Origin of the sequence: Actinokineospora auranticolor (assembly GCF_041897805.1) — a bacterium.
In the GTDB taxonomy this organism is placed as follows: domain Bacteria; phylum Actinomycetota; class Actinomycetes; order Mycobacteriales; family Pseudonocardiaceae; genus Actinokineospora; species Actinokineospora auranticolor.
This window is the reverse complement of sequence record NZ_CP154825.1, coordinates 6091913-6117142: the sequence shown is the minus strand read 5'-3', so window position 1 is coordinate 6117142 and position 25230 is coordinate 6091913. Positions and strand designations below refer to the sequence as shown.

Genomic DNA, 25230 nt, shown 5'->3' with positions numbered 1-25230 from the left:
ATAACGGGCCGCAAGAGCCGGAACGGGAGAGCCCCCGACCACGCGTCGGGGCACCGAAGGAGCAAGCTCCCCGCCAATCTCTCAGGTAAAGCTACCGTTCCAGCCAGGCCGCTCTGGAAAGAAGACGCGAACTCGGCGTCTCACCCACGGTGCAAGCCGCGTTCGCGGTGAAGCTCTCAGGTGCCATGACAGAGGGGGAGTTCCCAGTGCCGGGCGCACCGCACCCGGCGCGCTGCCCAGGAGCTCCCATGATCCTCAGTTGTCCACATACCCACCAACCATCCACAGACCCACCGGTCACGCTGCACGACGCGTGCCCGGCGTGTCACGCTGCGGAAAAGCAGAATTCCCGGCGCGCCGAAGGAGACCCGACCGCCATGAGCACCCCCTCCCCACTGCACGCGGTGCACGAGGCCCTGGGAGCCGCGTTCACCGACTTCGCAGGCTGGGCGATGCCCCTGCGCTACGGCAGTGAACTGGCCGAGCACAAGGCCGTGCGCACCGCGGCCGGGCTGTTCGACCTCAGCCACATGGGCGAGATCGAACTGACCGGCCCCGACGCGGCCAAGGCACTCGACCACGCCCTCGTCGGCAAGCTCTCCGCGGTCAAACCCGGCAAGGCCCGCTACACGATGATCTGCGACACCGACGGCGGCGTCCTCGACGACCTCGTCGTCTACCGGCTCGCGGCCGAGAAGTACCTGGTCGTCGCCAACGCCTCCAACGCCGCCACGGTCGCCGCCGAACTGCGCGAACGGGCCGCGGGATTCGACGTCGAGGTCGCCGACCGCTCCGCCGACCTCGCCCTCATCGCCGTCCAGGGCCCCACCTCGGCCGCGATCATCCGCGAGGTCACCGGCGCCGACCTCGACACCCTGGCCTACTACGCCAGCGTCCCGGCCACCGCCGCGGGCCACGACGTCCTCCTCGCCCGCACCGGCTACACCGGCGAGGACGGCTTCGAGATCTATGTGGACGGTCCGCTCGCCGCCGAGGTGTGGCAGGCCCTCACCGCCGCGGGCGCCCCCCACGGCCTCACCCCGGCCGGCCTGGCCTGCCGCGACACGCTGCGGCTCGAAGCCGGGATGCCGCTCTACGGCAACGAGTTGAGCGCCGACCTCACCCCGTTCGACGCGGCCCTGGGCCGCGTGGTCAAGTTCGACAAAGCGGGCGGGTTCGTCGGCCAAGCGGCCCTTGAGCGGCGCCGCGACGCCGACGTGCCGGAGAAGGTCCTCGTCGGCCTCGTCGGCACCGGCAAGCGCGCCCCCCGACACGGGTACGCCGTGCTCGACGCCGACGGCACCGAGGTCGGTACGGTCACCAGCGGCGCGCTCTCGCCGACCCTCGGCCACCCGATCGCCATGGCCTACGTGCCGATCGCGGTCAGCGGGCCCGGCACCGCGCTGACGGTCGACATCCGCGGCACCCAGGCCCCGGTCGAGGTCGTCAAGCTGCCCTTTTACCAGCGTCCAGCCTGAGCAGGGAGATCGAGAACCAAGATGAGCAACCCCAGCAACCTCGGCTACACCGAAGACCACGAGTGGGTCGACTCCGCCGACACGAAGTCGGCCACCGTGGGCGTCACCGCCTACGCCGCCACCTCCCTCGGTGACGTGGTCTTCGTACAGCTGCCCGAGGTCGGCGCGAAGCTCACCAAGGGCGAGCCGTGCGGCGAGATCGAGTCCACCAAGTCGGTGTCCGACCTGTTCGCCCCCGCCGACGGCACCGTCGTGGAGATCAACGAGGCCGTCGTCGACACCCCGGAGCTGGTCAACACCGACCCGTTCGGCGACGGCTGGCTCTTCCGCTTCGAGGTCACCGGCGACCTCGAACTGCTGACCGCCGACGAGTACACCGAGAAGACCAGGGAAGAGGGCTGATGAGCACCTTCGCGCAGCCGCTGGCCGAGGTCGACCCCGAGGTCGCCGCGGCGGTCGCCGCCGAGCTGCACCGGCAGCAGTCCACCCTGGAGATGATCGCCTCCGAGAACTTCGCCCCCATCGGCGTGCTCGAGGCCCAGGGCACCGTGCTGACCAACAAGTACGCCGAGGGCTACCCCGGCCGCCGCTACTACGGCGGCTGCGAGCACGTCGACGTCGTGGAGAAACTCGCCATCGAGCGGGTCAAGGCCCTCTTCGGCGCCGAGGCGGCCAACGTCCAGCCGCACTCCGGCGCCTCGGCCAACGCCGCGGCCATGTCCGCCGTGCTCGAACCCGGCGACACCATCCTCGGCCTCGACCTCGCGCACGGCGGCCACCTCACGCACGGCATGAAAATCAACTTCTCCGGGCGGCTGTACAACGTGGTCGCCTACCAGGTCGACCGCGAGACCGGCGTGGTCGACATGGCCGAGGTCGAGCGGCTCGCCGTCGAGCACCGGCCGAAGCTGATCATCGCGGGCTGGTCCGCCTACCCGCGGCAGCTCGACTTCGCCGCGTTCCGCCGCGTCGCGGACAAGGTCGACGCGCTGCTCATGGTCGACATGGCGCACTTCGCGGGCCTGGTCGCCGCCGGGCTGCACCCCAGCCCCGTCCCGCACGCCCACCTGGTCACCACCACCACGCACAAGACCCTCGGCGGACCCCGCGGCGGCGTCGTGCTCAGCACCAAGGCGCTGGCCAAGAAGGTCAACTCCGCGGTGTTCCCCGGCCAGCAGGGCGGCCCGCTCGAACACGTCATCGCGGCCAAGGCGGTCAGCTTCAAGATCGCCGCCACCGAGGAGTTCGCCGAGCGGCAGCGGCGGGTACTCGAGGGTGCGCGCATCCTGGCGGAACGGCTCTCGGCCCCGGACTGCGCCGCCGCGGGCGTCAAGGTGGCCAGCGGCGGCACGGACGTCCACCTGGTCCTGGTCGACCTGGTGGCCTCCGAGCTCGACGGGCAGCAGGCCGAGGACCGGCTGCACTCGATCGGCATCACCGTCAACCGCAACGCGGTGCCCTTCGACCCGCGACCGCCGATGGTCACCTCCGGGCTGCGCATCGGCACCCCGGCCCTGGCCACCCGCGGCTTCCAGGCCGAGGACTTCACCGAGGTCGCCGACATCATCGCGGTCGCGCTGCGACCCGACTTCGACGACCAGACCGGCCAGGCCCTGCGCGACCGCGTGGACCTGCTGGTCAAGCGCCGCCCGCTCTACCCGGAGCTGGGCTGAGAAGACCACCCGGTGGGGGCCGCGACCCGGCCCCCACCCGGTCGTCACCCGTACCAGGAGGTTGTCGTGGCGGTCAGCGCCTTCGACCTGTTCAGCATCGGCATCGGGCCGTCCAGCTCGCACACCGTGGGCCCCATGCGCGCGGCCCTGATGTTCGTCGAGGGGCTGCGCGCCGCCGGTCGGCTGGACGAGGTCGCGCGGGTGCGGGCCGAGCTGTTCGGCTCGCTCGGCGCCACCGGCCACGGCCACGGCAGCGACAAAGCCGTCCTGCTGGGGCTCGAAGGCGAACGACCCGAGGACGTCGACACCGACACCGTCCCCGACCGCGTCGCCGCCATCCGCGCCGCGGGCAGACTGCGGCTGCTAGGCGCCCACGACATCGCCTTCACCGAAGACGACGACCTCGTCATGCACCGGCGCAAGTCGCTGCCCCTGCACCCCAACGGCATGACCTTCGCCGCCTGGACCGCGTCGGGCGACGAACTGGCCCACCGCACGTACTACTCCGTCGGCGGCGGCTTCGTCCTCGACGAGAACTCCACCGACGGACCCGTCATCTCCGCCGACACCACCCCCGTGCCCTACCCGTTCCGCACGGCGGCGGACCTGCTGCGGCACTGCGAGGACGACGGCAAAACCATCGCCGAGGTCATGCTCGCCAACGAACTCGTGTGGCGCACCCAGGCGGAAGTGCGCTCCGGGCTGCTCGGGATCTGGCAGGTCATGCAGGACTGCGTCACCCGCGGCTGCGAACGCGAAGGCGTCCTGCCCGGCGGGCTCAAAGTCCCGCGCCGCGCCCACGCCCTGCACGCCAAACTCGCCGCCGAGGACGGTGCGGGCGACCCCCTCTACGTGATGGACTGGGTCAGCCTGTACGCCCTGGCCGTCAACGAGGAGAACGCCTCCGGCGGCCGCGTCGTCACCGCCCCCACCAACGGCGCCGCGGGCATCATCCCCGCCGTCCTGCACTACTACACGCGGTTCCTGTCCGTCGCGACCGACGACGGCGTCGTCGACTTCCTGCTCACCGCCGCCGCGATCGGCGTCGTGCTCAAGGAAACCGGCTCCATCTCCGGCGCGGAGGTCGGCTGCCAGGGCGAGGTCGGCTCCGCCTGCGCCATGGCCGCCGCCGGCCTCACCGCCGTCCTCGGCGGCACCGTCGCCCAGGTCGAGAACGCCGCCGAGATCGGCCTCGAACACCACCTCGGCCTCACCTGCGACCCCGTCGGCGGCCTCGTCCAGATCCCCTGCATCGAGCGCAACGCCGTCGGCTCCACCAAGGCCATCAACGCCTCCCGCATGGCCCTGCGCGGCGACGGCACCCACGTCGTCCACCTCGACAAGGTCATCAAAACCATGCGCGAAACCGGCGCCGACATGCACACCAAGTACAAGGAAACCGCCCGCGGCGGCCTAGCCCTCAACGTCATCGAGTGCTGACCCACCCCTGACACCCCGCTGCGCGTGACACCCCCGATGCGCGCCCCCTCTCACGGGCTAGCCGATCGCGCTCTCACGGGCTAGCCGCAATGCCGGTCGGTTAGGTCATGGCGGGGCTGTAGCCTGCGGTGGTGGATCTTGGGTTGGGTGTGCGCGAGGGCGGCGGTCTGGCCGACCGGGCTGCGGTTGGTGTGCTGACTCGGACGTTTCCGGTGGAGTTGGTCGATCGGGTCATTGACCAGTATTGGCGTCGGGAACAGCGGACCCGCGCATTGCCTGCTCGGTTGGTCTTCTATTTCACGCTTGCTTTGTGTCTTTTCCCGAATGAGTCGTACCGGTCGACGATGAAGATTCTCATGTCGGCGTTCGGTCGTGGAGGGCAGGGCTATCGGGTACCGACGACCGGTTCGATCGGTGATGCTCGTCGTCGTCTGGGTTCGGAGCCGATGGAGACCGCGGTGCGGGCGGTGATACGACCGAGAGCGTGCCGGGAGACGATAGGCGCGTGGTATGGGGATTGGTTGTTGACAGCGGTTGACGGGACGACGTTCACGGTGCCGGATACCGAGGAGAACGATCGCGAGTTCGGGCGACCCGGTTCAGGGCGCGGCGAGGGAAAGACGGCGTATCCTCAGATTCAAGCGGCGTGTGTGGTCGAGTTGGGAACCCACGCGGTATTCGATGCCCGGATGGATGGCTATGCCGCCGCGGAAACGATGTTGATCGAGGAGATGTTCTCTTCATTGCGGCCGGGCATGCTGGTGTTGGCCGACCGGCACATCTACTCGTCCCGTCGCTGGGCCAAGGCCGTGGATACCGGCGCCGACCTGCTGTGGAGAGTGACCGCGAACCTCGCCCCACGGCCGGTGGAGACACTATCGGACGGTTCCTGTATCGCCGAGATCACCCCGCCGAGGAGTTCGGGCCAACCATCTTTCCGGCTACGGCTGATCGAGTACCGATTGCCGTGGACGGAGGAGGTGTACCGGTTGGTGACCACGATCCTGGACCCGCTTCTGGCGCCCGCGAAGGAACTGGCCGCGCTCTATCACGAACGGTGGGACATCGAGGGCTTCCTCAAACAGATCAAGAGTGTCCAACTCAATACCGAGAAGATCTTCCGGTCGAAATCGCCCGACGGGGTACGGCAGGAGTTCTGGGCGCATCTGGCGGTGCACTACGCCACGATGTGTGTGCAGGTCGACGCCGCCGATCACGCGAAGCTCGATCCTGATCGGATCTCACACAAAAACACGGTACGCGTCATCCGGTCCCGTATCTGGGCGCCGGGATCTTTCCCCCCTCACGCACAGCGATGACCACTATCGGATGTTGCTGATCGAGGTCGGCAGCGAGATCAACCCGGAACGCCGCCACCGGAGCTACCCGCGGGTGATCAAACGGAAAATGAGCAACTTCCCGGTCAAACGCGCACGACACCGACAACAACTCCGAAACAGCCGACCACCTCACTCGAACATCACCCTCACCCCGCCCAGCACGACCCGACACCGCCGCCGACCAGCCGAAACCACCTAACCGACCGGCATTGGGGCTAGCCGACCACACCCCGCGCCGGTCGGCTCTCGCTCGCGCCGATCACGCCCCGCGCCGGTCGGCTCTCGCTCGCGCCGATCACGCCCCGCGCCGGTCGGCTCTCGCTCGCGCCGATCACGCCTCGCGCCGGTCGAGTCTCGCTCCCGCCGATCACGCCCCGCGCCGGTCGGCTCTCGCTCGCGCCGATCACGCCTCGCGCCGGTCGAGTCTCGCTCCCGCCGATCACGCCCCGCGCCGGTCGAGTCTCGCTCGCGCCGATCACGCCTCGCGCCGGTCGAGTCTCGCTCGCGCCGATCACGCCCCGCGCCGGTCGAGTCTCGCTCCCGCCGAACACACCCCGCGCCAGTCGGCTCTCGCCCGCGCCGAACATGCCTCGCGCCAGTTGGCTCTCGCCCGCGCCGACGGCTGGCGGTGCCCCTTCCCTCGGCGGGCCGTGCGTGCACGCCCCGCGCAGGTCCATGTGGGACTGGTGGCTCGTCGCGGCTCAACTCGCGCCAAACCACTCGCCGGCGGTTACCCGCCCCGATCACAGCTGGCGGAGACCAGGGGAGGCCGAGTGGTGCGGAGACGCCTCGATGTTTGTGCCTGCGGCTGTCCACGCGGGGGGACAACGCCATGCCCCCGGCCGCTTCCGGACCGAGGTCGGCAGGCCGGTCGTCGGCGGGCCTCCGGGCGAGGGCGAACCATCCAGGATTCCGCACTGCGCGGGACTCCGGGCGCATGTGCCGGGTTCCGGCTGGCCGCCGGCTCGCCTTGCGGCTGCCGGAGGTAGGGGAGGCCGGGGAGCGCGGGTTGGTGAGAGGGAGCGGTGAGCTCGTGCGGGCGCCTTGGGACGAGTACTTCAGGCGGGTGGTGGGGAGTGGGTGGTTGGGAGTGGGGTGGAGCGGGTGGGGCTGTCCTTTCCTTGTGGGCGTTGGAGGGCACTTGTCGCTTGGGCGCACTGCATATATCAAGCAACGAAATCGAACACCTGTTTGGTTCCCGGATTGGGTCGCTGGATGCGGTGAATCAGCGGGGCGCCGGTCGGGTGACTGTCCATTGCAGAGAGTCGGGTGTGGAGGGTGTGAGGCTCGATCGGGTTAGGCGGCGTGGGGGAGATGGGTGGCCGGGGCCAGGTCTTCCGGGGTGGTGATGATCAGGTTGTGGTTGAGCGGGTCCGGGTCCGCGCAGGCCGGGTCCGTGCACTCCGCGAGCCAGGTCAGCAGGGTTCCGTGGCAGTGTGCCAGTTCGGCCGAGCAGTCGGGGCAGGTCACGGGTGGCTCCGGGGTGCGGAATCGGCTGCGGGCGGAGGTGGTGGGCGGAGTGGGAACGGAAGCGGCGTGGGTGGGGGTGGTGCGTGGGTCAGGAGGCGCGCCGGGGGCGGATGGCGGCGGCTACGGCTGCCTCCAGGTCGGGGCGGGACATCTTGGAGCGGCCCTTGATGTCCAGTTCCCTCGCCCTCCGGTCGAGATCCGCCTTGCTCAGGCTACCCAAATCCTCCGCCTGCTCTTCGGAACCCGGGTCCGCGCGGCGTTTCCGCCTGCTCTCCACGCTCTTGCTCAACGCCTCGAACAGGTCCACGACCTTGGTCGGGCGGCTGGGTTCCTCGCCCGCCACCACTTCGCGGCCCTGTTTCTTGTCTTCGATCAGCTGCTCCACCCGTTGGGTGTAGGTGTCGTGGTAGTCGTGGGGGTTCCAGTCGTCGGCCATGGACTCGATGAGGTTGACCGCCATGTCGAGTTCCTTGCCGCGGGCCGGGGTGATCTCGGGCAGCGACTTCAGTTCCTTCGCCGGGTCGCGGATGTCCTCGATGAACAGCATCGTGGTCAGCACCAGCAGGTCGTCGTCGCCCGCGCGGACCGCCGTCAGGTATTCCTTGCCGCGCATGACGAACGTGGCGATGCCCGCCCGGTTGGTCTTGCGCATCGCCTGCAGCAGCAGGCCGTACGCCTTGCCGTATTCCTCTTTCGACGGTGCCAGCCAGTACGTCTTCTGGAAGTGCACCGGGTCGATCTCGTCCAGTCCCACGAACGAGGTGATGTCGATCGTGCGCGAGCGGCCGGGGGCGATCTGGTCCAGCTCCTCCGGTTCGATGATCACGTACTCGCCGCCGCCGATCTCGGCGCCCTTGACGATGTCGGAGTACGCCACCTCGGCTCCGGTGCGCTCGTTGACGCGCTTGTAGCGGATGCGGTCCGAGGTGCCCCGCTCGAACTGGCGGAAGCTGATGGTGTGGTCCTCGGTCGCCCCGAACATGTCCACCGGCACCGTGACCAGACCGAAGTTGATCGCGCCGTGCCAAACCGGTCGTGCCACCGCGGCCTCCCGAACCCCTGCGAAACCCTCGTCGGGCCCCAGTGTGGCCCATCGATCGGGCAGAAGTCCTGTTCAGCGCTCGTCGGTCACCAGTCCGGCACGCAGTGTTTCCAGCGTGCGCGCCAGCAGCCGGGAGACGTGCATCTGGGAGACGCCGATCTTCTCCGCGATCTGGGTCTGGGTCATGTTCTTGAAGAACCGCAGCATCAGGATCCGGCGTTCGCGCTCGGGCAGGCGCTCGATCAGGGGGCGCAGCGACTCGTAGTCCTCGATGCCGCCGAGCGCCGCGTCATCCTCGCCGAGGGTGTCGGCCAGCGGGTCGGAGTCGGGGTCGCCCGCGGACAGCGCCTCGTCCAGCGACACCGACTGGTACACCTGACCGGCCTCCAGGCCCTCGTACACCTCTTCGCGGCTCATCCCCAGGTGCGCGGCGATCTCGCTCGGCGTCGGCGCCCGCCCCAGCCGCTGCGACAGCTCGTTGCCCGCCGCGCTGATGGTCAGGTGCAGCTCCTTGAGCCGCCGCGGCACCCGCACCGACCAGGCCGTGTCGCGGAAGTACCGGCGCACCTCGCCCATGATCGTGGGCACGGCGAAGGACAGGAAGTCGATGCCCCGGCCCGGGTCGAACCGGTCCACCGCGTTGATCAGCCCCACGGTGGCGACCTGGGTGAGGTCGTCGCGGCCGACGCCGCGGTGGGCGAAGCGCAGCGCGATGTGCTCGGCCAGCGGGAGGTGGCCGGTGACGAGGTCGTCCCGCACGGAGTCCCGCCGCGCGTCGCCGTCGGCCAGGTCGGCCAGTTCGGCGAACAGCGGGGCCAGGTGGCTGTACTCGTGCTCGGGACCCGTGGATGAGGCCGCGCTCACCCGGCACCCGCCGTCCGGGTCAGGACCAGGGTTATCCGCACGACCGGTCTGCCGCGCGGGTCCGGTCTGACCGCGAAGCTGACCTGGTCGACCAGCGCGTCGAGGATCTGCCAGCCGAAGGTGCCGGTGTCCGGGCCCGCGTCGTCGACGGCCACGACCGAGGCGTCCACCGTCATCGCCGCCGCGGACCGGCGGAACGTCAGCTCGACCGGCTCACCGGGGGCCGCCAGCCGGATCAGCGTGGAGCACACCTCGTCCACGGCCAGCGTCAGGTCCGAGATGGTGTCCAGGTCGGCGTCCAGCATCGCCGCGGTGGAGCGCGCGACCGACCGCGCCACCGTGAGGTTCGCCTGGTCGGCGCCCAGCCGCAGCTCCACCCGCGCGGCCGACGGCACCGCGGGCGGCACCGGCCCCAGCCGCAGCTCGCCGCCGACGTCGCCGGTCATCGCGGTACCCCGGCACGCGCCCGCGCGCCCGCGCGGACGGCGCAGGTGGGCGCGGAGGAAGCGGGGGGCGGTACGGCGGTCATGTCGAGCACGTACCCCGAATCCCGCCGGGGGACACGTGCGCGTTCGAGTGCCGCTCACTTCTCGCCCCCTCCGCGTGAGCTCAGGCCCGCTGCCCGTCCGCGATCGGGCCGAGCACGTCGTACGGCGGCACCCAGCCCTGCTCCACCAGCACCCGGTACAGGTCGCGCAGCGCCAGGTCCAGCTCCGGTGTGCCCGGCGTCACCGCGGACAGTGCGCGCACCGCGTCCAGCAGCGCGGCGTCGAACGCACCGGGACCGGCGTCCGGGTCGCCGTCCGGTGCGTCCTGGCCCGTGCGGCGCCGCAGGTAGGCGTCCATCGGCTCCACCGCCGGTTCGGCGAACATGTCCACCACCAGCCGCGCCACCCGGTGCAGCTTGGTGTTGTACTGCTGGGACAGCCGCACGAGCGCGTCGAAGGCCTCCTTCGGCGAACACCGGCGCAGCACCACCAGCACGCCCATCGCCTGCTCGATCGTCGCGCGGGTGCGCAGCGCGCGCCGCAGACCGTCCAACTCGGACTGCAGCTCGGCGACCCGCGTGGTCGGGTCCGGGCTCACCGGCTCCCTCCGGCCACCGGTGGTCTTCGCACCGCGCTGCCCATGGCGGTTTTCCTCCAGATCCGCGTCCCTGTGCCTGTGTCAAAAGACCCCCGGCTCGTGCCGAACGGGGGCTCGCGATGGCGAGGGGACGCGTCGAAGGCGACCGACCCCGGGGAACCCGGCGGATCGGGCAGCACACAGCCCCTCGCTTCCCGCGAGTGCCGGGAGCCGGTGCCGCGGGGCACCGGTCCGGCGTGCTGCGGCTGCTTGCTCAACCGCTACCGGAGCACTCTAAAGATCACGTCGAACGGGGCACAAGGCAGGGTCGCCGCGCCCACCCGGCGAGTGCCACGCGCTCCCCCTACCGTGGGGCGGGCAAGCCGCACCACAAGGTGACACGGAAAGGAGCCAGACATGCTGGCGGTGACAGAGGCGGCGGCCGAGGCGATCGGCGCGCTCACGGCGCAGGACGGGATCTCCCCGACCGGTGGACTGCGGTTCACCCTGGTCACCCCCGAGGTGGACGGCGCGCCGCTGGCGGTGGCGCTGGCCCCCGAACCCGCCGCGGGTGACCAGGTGGTCACCGCGGACGCGGGCGCCCAGGTGTTCCTGGAGCCCGGCGCGGCGGAGCTGTTGTCGGACAAAGTGCTCGACGTGCGCGCCGACGAGCACGGCCAGGTCAACTTCGCGGTCCTGGAACAGGACGTCCCGCGCGGTTGAGCGGGACCCGCCGCGGGTGATCCCGGTGTGATTCGCGCGACCGGGTGATTGAAACCACCTGACGTGGGTAGCCCGGACCGGGGCGAACCGACCGGGAGGCGGAGGCGGACGTGGTGGCAGTCGGCAGGATCGCGAACACGGGCACGACCACCGGTTTGGTGACTCCGAGGGGGTCCACTCGCGTGCCCGCGCCGTTGTGGCGCGGTTTGGACCACGGGCCCGCGCTGGTGGTGCTGGTGCCCTCGGCGAGCAGACCGCGTGAGCTGCCCGCGGCGTGGCAGCCGGTGGCCCAGCGGTTCCAGATCGCGTGGTGCGCGGTGCCCACCGCGGACCCGGAGGCCCGGCTCGACCGCGTCGAGGACGTGCTGGAGACCCTGGCCGACCGCAACACTCGCACCCAGGTCGTGGCGCACACCGCGCTGACCGCGGTGGCCTGCCGCGTGGTGGCGGAGTTCCCCGGCATCGTGCGCGGACTGGTCCTGGTCGGCTCGGGCCGCGAGCCCGGGCCGACCGGCGTCCGCGTGCGCCGGGTACCGGCCGCCGACCCCGGTGACCTGAGCTCACCCGCGCTGGTGCGGGAGATCCACGCGGCGGTGGAACGCGCCGACGCGGCGGCCGGGGCCAGGTTGCGGTTAGCGGGCGTCGCGGTGCCGGGCCCGACCGGCGAGATCGCGCTGGGGCGCGTCCGGCTCGACCTCGCCAGGGGCTGACGCCCCGGCCGTGACCCGGCTCTCCCCGCGGCTCGGCTCTCCCGTCCGCCCCCGCCGGACGAGGCGAATATCGTGGGGGCATGAGCACACACTTCGACGTCGTGGTCCTCGGCGCGGGACCGGGCGGGTACGTCGCGGCGATCCGGGCGACCCAGCTCGGTCTCAAGACCGCGATCATCGAGGAGCGCTACTGGGGCGGTGTCTGCCTCAACGTGGGCTGCATCCCGTCCAAGGCCCTCCTGCGCAACGCCGAGCTGGCGCACATCCTCCAGCACGAGACCAAGACGTTCGGCATCCAGGTCGACGGCTCGATCAGCCTCGACTACGGCGCCGCGTTCAGCCGCTCCCGCACCGTCGCCGACGGCCGCGTCAAGGGCGTGCACTACCTGATGAAGAAGAACTCCATCACCCAGTACCACGGGTGGGGGAAGTTCACCGACGCCAACATGATCGAGGTCGCCGGTACCGACGGCGGCACCGAGACCATCACCTTCGGCAACGCGATCATCGCCGCCGGTGCCACCACCCGGCTGCTGCCCGGCACGGAGCTGTCCGAGCGCGTGGTGACCTACGAGGAGCAGATCCTCTCCGACACCCTCCCCGAGAGCATCGTCATCGCGGGCGCGGGCGCCATCGGCGTGGAGTTCGCCTACGTCCTGCACAACTACGGCGTCAAGGTCACCATCGTCGAGTTCCTCGACCGCATGGTGCCGCTGGAGGACGAGGAGGTGTCCAAGGAACTGCTGCGCCGCTACAAGAAGCTCGGCATCGATGTCCGCGTGGGCACCCGGGTGGAGTCCATCGACGACTCCGGCGCCAAGGTCAAGGTGACCGTGTCCAAGGGCGGCGCGCAGGACGTCATCGAGGCCGACAAGGTGCTGCAGGCCATCGGTTTCGTGCCGCGCGTGGAGGGCTACGGGCTGGAGAACACCGGTGTGCGGCTGACCGACCGCCGCGCCATCGACATCGACGGCTTCTGCCGCACCTCGGTGGACCACATCTACGCCATCGGCGACGTCACCGCGAAGCTCATGCTCGCGCACGCTGCCGAGGCCATGGGCGTGATCGCGGCGGAGACCATCGCCGGCGCGGAGACCCAGGAACTGGACTACGCGATGATCCCGCGCGCGACCTACTGCCAGCCGCAGGTCGCCAGCTTCGGCTACACCGAGGCGCAGGCCCGCGAGCAGGGCTACGACGTGCAGGTCGCCAAGTTCCCGTTCACCGCCAACGCCAAGGCGCACGGCATCGGCGACCCGGGCGGGTTCGTCAAGCTGATCAGCGACAAGAAGTACGGCGAGCTGATCGGTGGCCACCTGATCGGACCGGACGTCACGGAGCTGCTGCCGGAGCTGACCCTGGCGCAGAAGTGGGACCTGACCGTGCACGAGCTCGCCCGCAACGTGCACGCGCACCCGACGCTCGGCGAGGCGCTGCAGGAGGCGATCCACGGCCTGGCCGGCCACATGATCAACATGTGAGCACACCGCCGCCCGCGGCGCCCGCCGCGGGCGGCGGATTCCACCCTGGTGAGGGAAAAGCCGTACCTGTCCGGATGCGACAGCGCGCGATCGCCGGAGGGCGTGTGGCGCGCGGGGTTACGGTGGCCGAACGGCTCCGTCCCAGGGAAGGTTCACCCATGAGTGAGACCCGTTTCCGTCGTCAGGCCCGTCGCGCGGCGGTCGCCCTAGTGGCCGCGGCCGCCGCCTCGACCGTGGGCGCGCCGGGTGCGGTCGCGTCGCCCCTAGCGCGCTCCGTGGGCGTCGGCTTCAGCGCGGTGGCGTCCGCGGTGAACGCGAACCGCGTCCTCACGATCACCGTCACGACCGACGGGATCATCCTGCCCTGGTCGTTCAGCTTCACCCTGCCCACCGGGATCACCCGCAACGGCGCGCCCACCGACAACTGCGTGAACGGCACCATCGGCCCGCCCGTCCGCTCGGCGCGCGGCGCCGCGTCCCCCGACACCTGGTACCTCAGCGGGAACCCGATGCCGACGGAGTTCGTCTGCACGTTCACCTTCTCCGTGACCTCGGCGACGGAGGCGATCTACCAGTCGTGCCCGGGGGCCATCACCGGTCTGAGCGGGCTCTCCGGGCCGGGGTCGTGCGCCACGATCCGGTTCGAGGCACCGCACCCGCACCGCGGCGCCGTCGCCCGTTGATCTCCCCTGTCGCGGCGAGTCCGCCCGCCTGTCCTGGATGGACGGTCGACGCCGGGGGACCGGCTTGTCCCGAGTGCTCGATGCCCACCAGGGGAGGGGTTCCCATGCGCACCACCGCCGTCCGCCGCCTGCGCCGCGCCACCGTGCTGGCCGCCGCGGTCGCCTCGCTCTCGTCCGCCGTCGTCGTGCCCGCCGCCGCCAGCGCCGTCCCGAACCTGGCGGTCACCTACGAGGTCACGGCCTCGGCGGTCGGCAAGGCGCGCAACCTGGTCTTCGTCATCACCAACCCGTACAACGTCGCGGCGAGCTGGAAGTTCAACCTGCCGCTGCCGACGGGGCTCGATTTCGCGGGGGTCTTCACCTTCAGCGAGAACTGCATGTCCGCCAACGCGGCCGACGAACCCCCGCTGTTCATCCCGCCCCGCTCCGGCGTGGACGTCCCGACCGTCTACGTGGAGGGCAGCAGCTACGTCGGCGAGGCGATCTGCGTGGTCAGCGTCCCCGTCACGGCCGTCGCGGAAGGGACGTACAGCACCTGCTCCGCCAACGTGCAGGGCCTGACCAACCTCACCGCGAACTTCCTCTGCCAGACGATCCGGTTCGAGGCACAACACCCGCACTTCGCCGCCGAGTGACCCGCTGAAAGGAACCCCATGCGCGCCAAGCCCGCCCGCGCACTGGCCGCCGCCGCGGCCGTGTGCGCCGCTTCGGTGACCGTCGCCCAGCCCGCCACCGCGCTCCCCGGCACGGCGCTCGTGGCCGTCTACCCGGTCACGAAATCGGCGGTCAACACGACGCGGAACCTGCTGTTCACCATCTACAACCCCGGGGGCATGGTCCAGGGCCTCTCCTTCAACTACCCGCTGCCCGCCGGGCTCGCGTTCGCCGGGCCGCTCACCGAGTCGTGCGCCGCGATCGCGGTGGACGACGAGCCGATCCAGACCCGGAACGCGGTGCCTGCACCACGCGGGCCCCTGCCCACGGCGACCGTGTACGTCGCGGGCAACACCATCATCGGTGAGTTCTCGTGCACGGTCACCGTCCCGGTCACCTCCGCGACCGAGGCGCACTACGCGACCTGTGCCGCCGGTCTCCAGGGGCTCTCCGGCATCAGCACCTCGTTCACCTGCACGCACATCTGGTTCGAGGACCGCCACCCGCACTTCGCCGCCGAGTGACCCGCTGAAAGGAACCCCATGCGCGCCAAGCCCGCCCGCGCACTGGCCACCGCCGCGGTCGTGTGCGCCGCTTCGGTGACCGTCGCCCAGCCCGCCACCGCGGGCCCGACCCCCGGCGTCGCCGTCACCGCCGTCTACCCGATCACGAAGTCGGCGGTCAACGTGGCGCGGAACCTGGTGTTCTCCATCTACAACAACAGCGGGGTCCAGGGCATCTCCTTCAACTACCCGCTCCCCGCGGGGCTCACCTTCGCCGGGCCGCTCACCGAGACCTGCGCCTCGATCGCGGTGGACGACGAGCCGATCGTCACCCGGAACGCGGTACCGGCGCAGCGCGGGCCGCTGCCCACCGCGACCGTGTACGTCGCGGGCAACACGGTCATCGGAGAACCGGGGTGCACGATCACCGTGCCGGTCACCTCCGCGACCGAGGCGCACTACGCGACCTGCGCCGCCGGTCTCCAAGGGCTCAGCGGCATCACGACGTCGTTCACCTGCACGCACATCTGGTTCGAGGACCGCCACCCGCACTTCGCCGCCGAGTGACCCCGCCGAAAGGAACCCCATGCGCGCCAAGCCCGCCCGCGCACTGGCCGCCGCGGTCGTGTGCGCCGCCTCCGTGACCGCCGCCCAGCCCGCCACCGCGTTGCCCACCACGACGCTCACGGCCGCCTACTCCGTCACGAAGTCGGCGGTCAACGCGTCGCGGAACCTGGTGTTCACCATCTACAACGGCGGCATGGTGCAGAACTACGCCGTCAACCACCCCTTGCCCGTCGGGCTCGCGTTCGCCGGGGCGTTCACCAAGACGTGCATGTCGGGGATCGTGGACGACCAGCCCATCGAGGGCCGGAGCGCCGTACCGGCGCAGCGCGGGCCCCTGCCCACGGCGACCGTCTACGTCGAGGGCAACACCGTGATCGGTGAGCCGACGTGCACGATCACCGTGCCGGTCACTTCCGCGACCGAGGCGCACTACGCGTCCTGCACCGCGGACATCCAGGGGCGCAGCGGTATCACGACGTCGTTCTCCTGCACGCACATCTGGTTCGAGGTCCGCCACCCGCACCGGGTCGCCGAGGCGGTGTAGGTCACCGACAGCAGGGAGTCCCATGCGCACCACCCCCGCCCTCCGCGCCGCCGTGCTGAGCGCGGTGCTCGTCGCCGGTGCCGTCACCACGGCCGAACCCGCGGTGGCCGCGGTGAACCCGACGATGTCCGCCGCCTACAGCGTCAGCGCCTCGGCGGTGAACACCCGCCGATCGATCGTCTTCACGATCACCAACACGAACCCGCAGAACACCAGGTTCTACGACTGGTCGTGGAGCCTCCCATCCGGGCTCAGCCTCGCGCTCAACCAGGTGCCGCTCAGCTGGACCTGCCTGTCGATGACGGCCGACGACGAGCCGATCGAGAGCGGGCGGACCGCGCTGCCCACCGAGACGATCTACGTGGAGGGCAACACGGTCATCGGTGAGGCGTCGTGCACGCTGACCGTGCCGATCACCTCGTCGGTGGAGGGCTTCTACTCCACCTGCGGACCGGACATCACCGGTCTGACCGCGCTCACGTTCACCGCCTGCGGCTTCATCCGCTACGAAGACCGCCACCCGCACCGGGCCGCCACACCCCGGTAGCGCCCCCGGTGATCGTTAAACCGGGGGCGCCGCTTTTCCCCTGGTGCGGTGAAATCCCGGCCCGCCCGGGATGGACGCCCGACCCCGTGGACACCCTCCGCCCAGAGGCGCCCCGCAGTGCGGCGCCGCAGCCGAGGGAGGTCCCATGCGCGCGTTCCCGACCCGCCGCCCGCTCCGCGTCGCCGCCGCAGCGGTCGCCGCGAGCGCGGCCACCGCGCTGGCCGTCGCGAACGCCCCGGAGGCGTCGGCGGGTGCTGGGCTGACCCTGGAGCTCGGGTACAGCGACCGGGCCGCCGCGGTGGGCACGACCCGGGCCGTGGTGTTCACCGTGCACAACACCAACCCGCCCGACGCCCTGCCCTTCTACTGGGAGTACACCGTGCCCAACGGCCTCAGCCGGCCGCTGCCGCCGAGCACCGACTGCCTGTCGGGGACGGTGGACGACGTGCCGCCGGAGACCGACCCGGGCGGCGTCCCGGGCGGCGGCGGTATCCCGGGTGGGGACCCGCGCTCCGGCGCGACGGCGGACACGCTCTACTTCTACGGCGAGACCAGCGGTGGCCAGGTGTCGTGCACCTTCACCGTCCCGATCACCTCGGCGGTGGAGACGGCCTACTCGGTCTGCCCGCAGGACCTGGTCAACGTCGACGGGGTGACCATCGGATCGTGCGCGTTCATCAGCTTCGAGGCCCAGCACCCGCACCGGGCAGCGGGTTGAGCGGGCGCTTTCGCCCGGTGCGGTGGTTTCCCTGTCCTGAGTGGACTGCCCAGGCCCACCACCGAATGCCAGGCGGCACGGTGTCGACCACGCCGCCCGCCGTCCGGGGCCGCGGCGGGCGGCACCGACACCCTCTACTTCTCCGGGACGACCGGCGTGAGCCAGCAGCAGTGCACGCACACCATCCCGATCACCGCGGCGGTGGAGACGGTCTACACCCTCTGCGCGCAGAACCTGACCGGTCTCTCCAGGGTGAGCATGTCCGCGTGCGCGACCACCCGGTTCGAGGCCCAGCACCCGCACCGGGCGGACTAGCCCTCGGCGCGCTCGCGGGCGTCGTAGGCCAGGTCCGCGTAGTCCGGGGCGGGCTCGGTCTCCTTGAGCGTGACCATGTCCTCGGGACGCACACGCGCGGGGAGGTCGCCGAAGCGAACATGCCGCAGAAAGGCGAACTCTTCGTCCGTGAACGACTCTGCCATGGCGCCATTGTGCACGGTGATGAGTCCCGCTCACCAGCGTCCGGTTGAGAGCGCTCCTGGATGGAGTAACACGATGGTGTGATGGTCGAGAGAAATTTGCCGGTTACCAGCGCGTTCTGTTGACATCGGACAGTAGTCGAGTGAACACGCTCGGCTGATCGGCTAGCTGTGGACGTACTCAAGCAACACCTGCTGACCTGCGGCGATATCCCCCGTGGTCCGTGTTCCACGGGCCAGTTCGGACAACGGAGGAGATCCGTCATGCGCAGCATCTCCCGACGCTGGATGACCATCCCCGCAGCGGTCGCGTTGGCCGCCGGGGCCGCGGTGAGCGTGGCGCAGCCCGCCGCCGCGGTGACCTACACCTTCAACGCCCACGCCAACGCCGTGCAGACCACCGGCCTGCTCGGCGTGACCGTCGCGGGCTCGGACTACGTGGGCGCCACCCCGGGCTCCGACAGCACGAGCGTCACCACGCCCTCGCTGCCCGTCGTGGGTTCGGTGGGCTCCGCGAGCAGCCTCGCCGAGGGCACCCGGGTGGGCGCGCTGGACACCGCCCACGCCGAGGTCTCGCTGACCGACGTCGACCTGCTCAGCCTCCCGCTGGTCGGGACGGTGATCAGCGTCGACTCCATCGAGTCGACGGTGACGACCGAGGAGGTCTCGGACGGCGTCCGCGACTCCTCGGGTGGCGCCCAGATCGAGGGTCTGACCATCCTCGGCAACGCGATCCCGGACCCGAACGTGTCCCAGGACGTCTCCCTCGGCGGGCTGGGCACGGTCCACGTCAACTACGTCGACGACAACGGCAGCAGCATCACCGTGCACGCCCTCTGGATCGAGACCACCATCGGCCCGGACATCTACGTCGGCACCGCGGCCACGTCACTGACCTGACCGGGACCGGCAGCGGTTCGCCCCCGGATCACAAGCCTGGGTGATCCGGTCCGCGCCGCCGGATGAGAACGGCCCCGCGAGCGCCATTGCTCGCGGGGCCGTTGTCCGTGGGGGCACCAGCCCGGTGTTACAGCGCCTCAGACCAGGGGGCGGTCGGTCGGCTCGATGGGGCGGGGCAGGAAGGTCCGCTGGGTCAGGTAGGCGTCCACCCCGGCCGCCGCGGAGCGGCCCTCGGCGATGGCCCACACGATCAGCGACTGGCCGCGGCCCATGTCGCCCGCGGTGAACACGCCCTCGACCGAGGTCTGGAAGTCCCGGCCGCGCGCGACGTTGCCGCGTTCGTCGAGGTCGACGCCCAGGTCGGACAGCAGCGCGCCCTTCTCGGGGCCGACGAAGCCCATGGCCAGGGTGACGATGTCCGCCGGGATCTCCCGCTCGCTGCCCTCGACCGTGGTGAACCGGCCGTCCACCACGGCGACCTCGGCCAGCCGGAGCGCGCGCAGGTTCCCGTCGCCGTCGCCGACGAACTCCGTCGTGGACACCGAGTAGACCCGCTCGCCGCCCTCCTCGTGCGCGGAGGTGACGCGGTAGAGCAGCGGGTAGGTCGGCCACGGGTGCGCCTCGGCGCGGCTCTCCGGCGGCTTCGGCATGATCTCCAGCTGGGTCACCGACGCCGCGCCCTGCCGGTGCGCGGTGCCGACGCAGTCCGCGCCGGTGTCGCCGCCGCCGATGACGACGACGTGCTTGCCCTCGGCGTGGATGGGGGAGCGGTCCAGCTGACCGGCCGCCACCTTGTTCGCGGGCGGCAGGTACTCCATCGCCTGGTACACGCCCTTGAGGTCACGACCGGGGATGGGCAGGTCGCGCCACGCCGTGGCGCCGCCCGCGAGCACGACCGCGTCGAACTCCTCGCGCAGCTGGGCGGCGGTGATGTCCTCGCCGACGTTGACCCGGGTGCGGAACTCGGTGCCCTCCGCGCGCATCTGGTCGAGCCGCCGGTCCAGGCGCGACTTCTCCATCTTGAACTCGGGGATGCCGTAGCGCAGCAGCCCGCCGATGGCGTCGGCCCGCTCGAACACGACCACGTCGTGGCCCGCGCGGGTCAGCTGCTGCGCCGCGGCCAGCCCGGCGGGGCCGGAACCGACGACGGCGACCTTCTTGCCGGTCTTGGTCGTCGGGACCTGCGGGGCGATCCAGCCCTCGTCCCAGGCCCGGTCGACGATCGAGATCTCCACCCGCTTGATCGACACCGGGTCGTCGTTGATGCCCAGCACGCACGCGGACTCGCACGGCGCGGGGCACAGCGTGCCGGTGAACTCGGGGAAGTTGTTGGTCGCGTGCAGCCGCTCGGCCGCCCGCCGCCAGTCGTCGCGCCACACCAGCGTGTTCCACTCCGGCACCAGGTTGCCCAGCGGGCAACCCTGGTGGCAGAAGGGAATCCCGCAGTCCATGCAGCGGCCTGCCTGCTTCTGCACGCGCTCGTTGCCGAACTCGTCGTAGACCTCGCGCCAGTCCTTCAGCCGCAGGAAGACCGGGCGGTGCTGGGCGTTCTCGCGCTTGGTGGTCAGAAAGCCCTTGGGGTCAGCCATGTGCGGCCTCCATGATCGCCTGGTCGATGTCGCGGCCCTCGGCCTCGGCGGCGGCCCGCGCGGCGAGCACCCGCTTGTAGTCGGTGGGCATGACCTTGGTGAAGCGGGAGACCTCGTTGTCCCAGTCGGCCAGCAGCGCCGAACCGACCGCGGAGCCGGTCTCGGCGACGTGCTTGGCCACGACCCCGCGCAGGAAGTCGTTGTCCTCGGCGGTGAGCTGGTCCAGGTCGACCATCTCGGGGTTGACCCGCGCCGGGTTCAGGTCCAGCACGTAGGCGATGCCGCCGGACATGCCCGCCGCGAAGTTGCGCCCGGTCGGGCCGAGCACCACGACGCGGCCACCGGTCATGTACTCGCAGCCGTGGTCGCCGACGCCCTCGACGACGGCCAGCGCGCCGGAGTTGCGCACGCAGAACCGCTCGCCGACCTTGCCGCGCAGGAACACCTCGCCGGAGGTGGCGCCGTAGGCGATGACGTTGCCCGCGACGACGTGCTGCTCGGCGGCGAACTGCGCGTCCGGGTGCGGGCGCACGGTGATCCGCCCGCCGGACAGGCCCTTGGCCACGTAGTCGTTGCCGTCGCCGACCAGCCGCAGGGTGATCCCGCGCGGCAGGAACGCGCCGAACGACTGGCCCGCGGTGCCGGTGAAGGTCACGTCGATGGTGTCGTCGGGCAGGCCCTCACCGCCCCACCGCTTGGTGACCTCGGAGCCGAGCATGGTGCCCACGGTCCGGTTGACGTTGCGCACGGGCAGTTCCAGCGTGACCTTGTCACCGGAGTTGAGCGCGCCCTCGGCCAGCTGGATGAGCGTGTTGTCCAGCGCCCGCTCCAGGCCGTGGTCCTGGGTGACCGACTGGTGCCGGGTCGCCCGCGGCTCCAGCTCCGGCACGAAGAAGATCGGCGACAGGTCCAGCCCGGCGGCCTTCCAGTGGTCGACCGCCGCGCGGGTGTCGAGCACCTCGGCGTGCCCGACGGCCTCCTTGAGCGACCGGAAACCCAGCGCCGCCAGGTACTCGCGGACCTCCTGGGCGATGAACTCGAAGAAGTTCACCACGTACTCGGCCTTGCCGCTGAACTTCGCCCGCAGCACCGGGTTCTGCGTGGCCACGCCCACCGGGCAGGTGTCCAGGTGGCACACGCGCATCATCACGCAGCCCGACACCACCAGCGGCGCGGTCGCGAAACCGAACTCCTCGGCGCCCAGCAGCGCGGCCACGATGACGTCGCGGCCGGTCTTGAGCTGGCCGTCGGTCTGCACCACGATCCGGTCGCGCAGCCGGTTGGCCAGCAGCGTCTGCTGCGTCTCGGCCAGGCCCAGCTCCCACGGGCCGCCCGCGTGCTTGATCGACGACAGCGGCGACGCGCCGGTGCCGCCGTCGTGGCCCGAGATCAGCACGACGTCCGCGTGCGCCTTGGACACGCCCGCCGCGACCGTGCCGACACCGACCTCGGACACCAGCTTCACGTGGATGCGGGCCGCCGGGTTGGCGTTCTTGAGGTCGTGGATGAGCTGCGCGAGGTCCTCGATGGAGTAGATGTCGTGGTGCGGCGGCGGTGAGATCAGGCCGACCCCGGGCGTGGAGTGCCGGGTCCGGGCGATCCACGGGTACACCTTCGTACCCGGCAGCTGGCCGCCCTCGCCGGGCTTGGCGCCCTGGGCCATCTTGATCTGGATGTCGTCGGCGTTGACCAGGTACTCGCTGGTCACGCCGAAGCGACCCGAGGCCACCTGCTTGATCGCCGAGCGGCGCGACGGGTCGTAGAGCCGCTCCGGGTCCTCGCCGCCCTCACCGGTGTTGGACCGGCCGCCGATCATGTTCATGGCGATGGCCAGGGTCTCGTGCGCCTCCTGGGAGATCGACCCGTAGGAGATGGCGCCCGTGCCGAACCGCTTGACGATCTCGGAGACCGGCTCGACCTCCTCGACCGGCACCGGCGGGCGCAGGCCCTCCTTGAACGCGAACAGGCCGCGCAGCGTCTTGAGCGCCACCGACTGGTCGTCGACGAGCCGGGTGTAGTCCTTGAAGACCTCGTACTTCCCGGCCCGGGTGGAGTGCTGGAGCTTGAACACCGTCTGCGGGTTGAACAGGTGCGGCTCGCCCTCGCGCCGCCACTGGTAGTCGCCGCCCACGGCCAGCTCGCGGTGGTCGGCGTGCACGCCGTCTGCGGGGAACGCCACCACGTGCCGCTGCCGCACCTCCTCGGCCAGCACGTCGAAGCCGATGCCGCCCAGCCGCGAGGTGGTGCCGGTGAAGCAGGCGTCGACCACCTCGGTACCGAGGCCGAGCGCCTCGAAGATCTGCGCACCGTGGTAGGAGGCCACAGTGGACACACCCATCTTGGACATGGTCTTGCGCACGCCCTTGCCCAGCGCCCTGATCAGGTTGCGGGCGGCGGTGTGCGGGTCCACACCGGGGACGAGACCGCGCTCGGCCATGTCCTCGACCGTGGCCATCGCCAGGTACGGGTTGACCGCGGACGCGCCGTAGCCGATCAGCAGCGCCACGTGGTGCACCTCGCGCGCGTCGCCGGACTCGGCGATGAGGCTGACCTGGCTGCGGGTCTTCTCCCGCACCAGGTGCTGGTGCACCGCGCCGACGAGCAGCAGCGACGGGATGGGCGCCAGGTGCTCGTCCACGCCCCGGTCCGACAGCACGACGACCCGGGCGCCGTCGCGGATCGCGGCCGACACCTCGGCGCGGACCTCGTCGAGCTGCTCGCGCAGCGCGTCACCGCCGCCGCGCACGTCATAGCGGCCGTGGATCGTCACCGACGCGAACTCCGGCAGGTCGCCGTCGTCGTTCGCGTGCGCGATCCGGGCCAGCTCGTCGTTGTCCAGCACCGGGAACGGCAGCGTGATCCGGCGGCACGAACTCGCGTCGCCGACCAGCAGGTTCGGCTCCGCGCCCAGCTGGGTGCCCAGCGAGGTCACCAGCTCCTCGCGGATCGCGTCCAGCGGCGGGTTGGTCACCTGGGCGAACAGCTGGGAGAAGTAGTCGAACAGCGGGCGGCCCCGGCTCGACAGCGGCGCCAGCGGCGCGTCGTTGCCCATCGAGCCGATCGGCTCGGCGCCCGTGGCGGCCATCGGCCGCAGCAGCAGCGCCAGCTCCTCCTCGGTGTAGCCGAACGCCTGCTGGCGGCGCACGAGCGAGGCGTGCGTGGGCACCTCCCGCTCCCGCGCGGGCAGCGCGGCCAGCGGCAGCAGCCCCGCGGCCACCCACTCGCCGTACGGGTGCTCGGCGGCCAGCTGCCCCTTGATCTCCTCGTCGTCGATGATCCGGCCCTGCGCGGTGTCCACCAGGAACATCCGGCCCGGCTCCAGGCGGCCCTTGCGCACGATGGTGGTCGGGTCGATGTCGAGCACGCCGACCTCGCTGGCCAGCACGACCAGCCCGTCCTCGGTCACCCAGTAGCGGGCCGGGCGCAGGCCGTTGCGGTCGAGCACGGCGCCGATCTGGGTGCCGTCGGTGAACGACACCAGCGCGGGCCCGTCCCACGGCTCCATCAGCGTCGAGTGGAACTCGTAGAACGCCCGGCGGGCCGGGTCCATCTCGGTGTGGTTCTCCCACGCCTCGGGGATCATCATCAGCACCGCGTGCGGCAGGCTGCGGCCACCGAGGTGCAGCAGCTCCAGCACCTCGTCGAAGCTCGCCGAGTCGCTGGCGCCGCGGGTGATGACCGGGAAGACCCGCTTGAGGTCACCGGGGATCAGGTCGGTGCCCAGCATCGACTCGCGGGCGTCCATCCAGTTCCGGTTGCCGCGCAGCGTGTTGATCTCGCCGTTGTGCGCGACGTACCGGTACGGGTGCGCCAGCGGCCACGACGGGAAGGTGTTGGTGGAGAACCGGGAGTGCACCAGGCCGATCGAGCTGGTCACCCGCTCGTCGGACAGGTCGGGGAAGAAGGACTCGACCTGGGGCTCGGTCAGCATTCCCTTGTAGACGATCGTGCGCGACGACAGCGAGGCGAAGTACAGCCCGGCCGCGTCGTGCTCGGCGCGCTTGCGCACGCAGAACGCCAGGCGCTCCAGCGGGAGGCCGGACACGCCGTCGGCGGCGGCCAGGAACAGCTGCGCGAAGTGCGGCATCGTCGAGGCGGCGGTGGCGCCCGCGTGCTCGCGGCGCACCGGCAGCTCGCGCCACCCCAGCACGACGGCGCCCTCTTCGGCGGCGATGGCCTCGACGGTCGAGACGGCGTGGGCGCGCTCGGTCTCGTCAACCGGGAGGAACGCGGTGCCCACGGCGTAGGCGCCGGGCGCGGGCAGGGCGAAGTCGGTGACGGCGCGGAAGAACTCGTCCGGCACCTGGATCAGGATGCCCGCGCCGTCGCCGGTGTCCGGCTCGGCGCCGCGCGCGCCGCGGTGCTCCAGGTTGCGCAGGGCGACGAGGGCTTTGGCGACGATGCCGTGGTCGCGCCGACCGGCCAGGTCGGCGACGAAGGCGACCCCGCAGGCGTCGTGCTCGTACTGCTCGTCGTAGAGACCACCCTGCAGGAGGTCTTGGCGGGTCGTCATGGCTAGCGGCCCTCCCATGTGCTCTGGAACCACGCGCACTCGGGCAGGGTGAGGAGAGCGGCTGGGGGCATCGACGCGGGGACGCGCCTCACCAGCCACTCGGCCCGGTGCCGCGCGTTCTTACGGTGCGGCGGAGAAAACGTGTTCACGCCCGGGCTCGGGCGGTTGAGCGCACCTCGTCGTGCGGAAGTGGCAGCGCACCCCGTCGTGCGGCCAATGCGCGGGAGGGTGGTTCCGGTGCGGAACGCGT

At 71.0% G+C, this 25230-nt stretch carries 25 protein-coding genes and 1 riboswitch; of the genes, 17 read left to right on the top strand and 8 right to left on the bottom strand.

The window, feature by feature from the left end; genetic code table 11:
* Nucleotides 1-13 precede the first annotated feature (13 nt).
* Nucleotides 14-107, top strand: a riboswitch (glycine riboswitch).
* A 270-nt stretch (nucleotides 108-377) separates the two neighbouring features.
* The 5 genes from gcvT (at nucleotide 378) to V5P93_RS26545 (ending at nucleotide 5910) form a co-directional block, all read left to right on the top strand.
* Nucleotides 378-1478: a glycine cleavage system aminomethyltransferase GcvT gene (gene gcvT, locus V5P93_RS26565; RefSeq protein ID WP_104483440.1), complete on the top strand. Its 1101-nt coding sequence runs from the start codon at nucleotides 378-380 to the stop codon at nucleotides 1476-1478.
* Nucleotides 1479-1499: 21 nt separating this feature from the next.
* Nucleotides 1500-1880 (top strand): glycine cleavage system protein GcvH, encoded by a 381-nt coding sequence (gene gcvH / locus V5P93_RS26560; protein WP_104483439.1) that lies wholly within the window; start codon nucleotides 1500-1502, stop codon nucleotides 1878-1880.
* Nucleotides 1880-3151, top strand: coding sequence for a serine hydroxymethyltransferase (gene glyA, locus V5P93_RS26555; RefSeq protein ID WP_104483438.1), 1272 nt, complete (start codon nucleotides 1880-1882; stop codon nucleotides 3149-3151). Before gcvH ends, glyA begins: the two co-directional genes overlap by 1 nt.
* Before the next feature lie 66 nt (nucleotides 3152-3217).
* Nucleotides 3218-4591, top strand: coding sequence for an L-serine ammonia-lyase (locus tag V5P93_RS26550; protein ID WP_104483437.1), 1374 nt, complete (start codon nucleotides 3218-3220; stop codon nucleotides 4589-4591).
* Nucleotides 4592-4719: 128 nt separating this feature from the next.
* On the top strand, nucleotides 4720-5910 hold the full coding sequence (locus tag V5P93_RS26545; protein WP_374065088.1) for an IS4 family transposase: 1191 nt from the start codon (nucleotides 4720-4722) through the stop codon (nucleotides 5908-5910).
* A 1317-nt stretch (nucleotides 5911-7227) separates the two neighbouring features.
* On the opposite strand, the gene V5P93_RS26540 is transcribed toward V5P93_RS26545, so the two are convergent.
* From V5P93_RS26540 to V5P93_RS26520, 5 genes are all read right to left on the bottom strand, one after another.
* Nucleotides 7228-7401 (bottom strand): hypothetical protein, encoded by a 174-nt coding sequence (locus tag V5P93_RS26540; RefSeq protein WP_181043909.1) that lies wholly within the window; start codon nucleotides 7399-7401, stop codon nucleotides 7228-7230.
* A gap of 88 nt (nucleotides 7402-7489) precedes the next feature.
* A complete protein-coding gene (locus V5P93_RS26535; protein ID WP_104483064.1) occupies nucleotides 7490-8443 on the bottom strand; it encodes a Ku protein in 954 nt (317 codons plus the stop codon).
* A gap of 72 nt (nucleotides 8444-8515) precedes the next feature.
* Nucleotides 8516-9307 (bottom strand): SigB/SigF/SigG family RNA polymerase sigma factor, encoded by a 792-nt coding sequence (locus tag V5P93_RS26530; protein ID WP_104483063.1) that lies wholly within the window; start codon nucleotides 9305-9307, stop codon nucleotides 8516-8518.
* On the bottom strand, nucleotides 9304-9753 hold the full coding sequence (locus tag V5P93_RS26525; RefSeq protein ID WP_104483062.1) for an ATP-binding protein: 450 nt from the start codon (nucleotides 9751-9753) through the stop codon (nucleotides 9304-9306). Before V5P93_RS26525 ends, V5P93_RS26530 begins: the two co-directional genes overlap by 4 nt.
* 163 nt (nucleotides 9754-9916) lie before the next feature.
* On the bottom strand, nucleotides 9917-10393 hold the full coding sequence (locus tag V5P93_RS26520; RefSeq protein ID WP_219824185.1) for an ANTAR domain-containing protein: 477 nt from the start codon (nucleotides 10391-10393) through the stop codon (nucleotides 9917-9919).
* A gap of 396 nt (nucleotides 10394-10789) precedes the next feature.
* On the opposite strand from V5P93_RS26520, the gene V5P93_RS26515 reads away from it, so the two are divergent.
* The 11 genes from V5P93_RS26515 to V5P93_RS26465 all read left to right on the top strand — a co-directional run bounded on the left by V5P93_RS26515 (nucleotide 10790) and on the right by V5P93_RS26465 (nucleotide 17817).
* Nucleotides 10790-11095, top strand: coding sequence for an iron-sulfur cluster biosynthesis protein (locus tag V5P93_RS26515; RefSeq protein ID WP_104483061.1), 306 nt, complete (start codon nucleotides 10790-10792; stop codon nucleotides 11093-11095).
* Between the two features lie 182 nt (nucleotides 11096-11277).
* A complete protein-coding gene (locus V5P93_RS26510) occupies nucleotides 11278-11805 on the top strand; it encodes a hypothetical protein (protein WP_104483060.1) in 528 nt (175 codons plus the stop codon).
* Between the two features lie 80 nt (nucleotides 11806-11885).
* Nucleotides 11886-13286 (top strand): dihydrolipoyl dehydrogenase, encoded by a 1401-nt coding sequence (lpdA, locus tag V5P93_RS26505; protein WP_104483059.1) that lies wholly within the window; start codon nucleotides 11886-11888, stop codon nucleotides 13284-13286.
* Nucleotides 13287-13444: 158 nt separating this feature from the next.
* A complete protein-coding gene (locus tag V5P93_RS26500) occupies nucleotides 13445-13969 on the top strand; it encodes a hypothetical protein (RefSeq protein ID WP_146108369.1) in 525 nt (174 codons plus the stop codon).
* Between the two features lie 104 nt (nucleotides 13970-14073).
* A complete protein-coding gene (locus V5P93_RS26495) occupies nucleotides 14074-14604 on the top strand; it encodes a hypothetical protein (RefSeq protein WP_104483057.1) in 531 nt (176 codons plus the stop codon).
* 18 nt (nucleotides 14605-14622) lie between these two features.
* A complete protein-coding gene (locus tag V5P93_RS26490) occupies nucleotides 14623-15147 on the top strand; it encodes a hypothetical protein (RefSeq protein WP_104483056.1) in 525 nt (174 codons plus the stop codon).
* Nucleotides 15148-15165: 18 nt separating this feature from the next.
* Nucleotides 15166-15693: a hypothetical protein gene (locus V5P93_RS26485; protein ID WP_104483055.1), complete on the top strand. Its 528-nt coding sequence runs from the start codon at nucleotides 15166-15168 to the stop codon at nucleotides 15691-15693.
* A gap of 19 nt (nucleotides 15694-15712) precedes the next feature.
* Entirely contained in the window at nucleotides 15713-16237 is a 525-nt protein-coding gene (locus V5P93_RS26480; RefSeq protein WP_104483054.1) for a hypothetical protein, read from the top strand.
* A gap of 22 nt (nucleotides 16238-16259) precedes the next feature.
* Complete coding sequence (locus V5P93_RS26475; protein ID WP_104483053.1) at nucleotides 16260-16784, top strand: hypothetical protein; 525 nt, start codon at nucleotides 16260-16262, stop codon at nucleotides 16782-16784.
* 145 nt (nucleotides 16785-16929) lie between these two features.
* Complete coding sequence (locus V5P93_RS26470) at nucleotides 16930-17502, top strand: hypothetical protein (protein WP_104483052.1); 573 nt, start codon at nucleotides 16930-16932, stop codon at nucleotides 17500-17502.
* 156 nt (nucleotides 17503-17658) lie between these two features.
* Nucleotides 17659-17817 (top strand): hypothetical protein, encoded by a 159-nt coding sequence (locus V5P93_RS26465; protein ID WP_181043908.1) that lies wholly within the window; start codon nucleotides 17659-17661, stop codon nucleotides 17815-17817.
* Here the strand turns inward: V5P93_RS26465 and V5P93_RS26460 are convergent.
* Nucleotides 17814-17981: a hypothetical protein gene (locus tag V5P93_RS26460; RefSeq protein ID WP_181043907.1), complete on the bottom strand. Its 168-nt coding sequence runs from the start codon at nucleotides 17979-17981 to the stop codon at nucleotides 17814-17816. The genes V5P93_RS26465 and V5P93_RS26460 overlap by 4 nt on opposite strands.
* A gap of 261 nt (nucleotides 17982-18242) precedes the next feature.
* Between V5P93_RS26460 and V5P93_RS26455 the strand changes: the two genes are divergently transcribed.
* Nucleotides 18243-18878: a choice-of-anchor P family protein gene (locus V5P93_RS26455; protein WP_146108368.1), complete on the top strand. Its 636-nt coding sequence runs from the start codon at nucleotides 18243-18245 to the stop codon at nucleotides 18876-18878.
* Nucleotides 18879-19015: 137 nt separating this feature from the next.
* On the opposite strand, the gene V5P93_RS26450 is transcribed toward V5P93_RS26455, so the two are convergent.
* Nucleotides 19016-20467 carry a glutamate synthase subunit beta gene (locus V5P93_RS26450; protein ID WP_104483050.1) on the bottom strand — a complete coding sequence of 484 codons (1452 nt, stop codon included), beginning with the start codon at nucleotides 20465-20467 and terminating at the stop codon, nucleotides 19016-19018.
* Nucleotides 20460-24980, bottom strand: a complete 4521-nt coding sequence (gltB, locus tag V5P93_RS26445; protein WP_104483049.1) for a glutamate synthase large subunit — start codon at nucleotides 24978-24980, stop codon at nucleotides 20460-20462. Before gltB ends, V5P93_RS26450 begins: the two co-directional genes overlap by 8 nt.
* Nucleotides 24981-25230 lie beyond the last annotated feature (250 nt).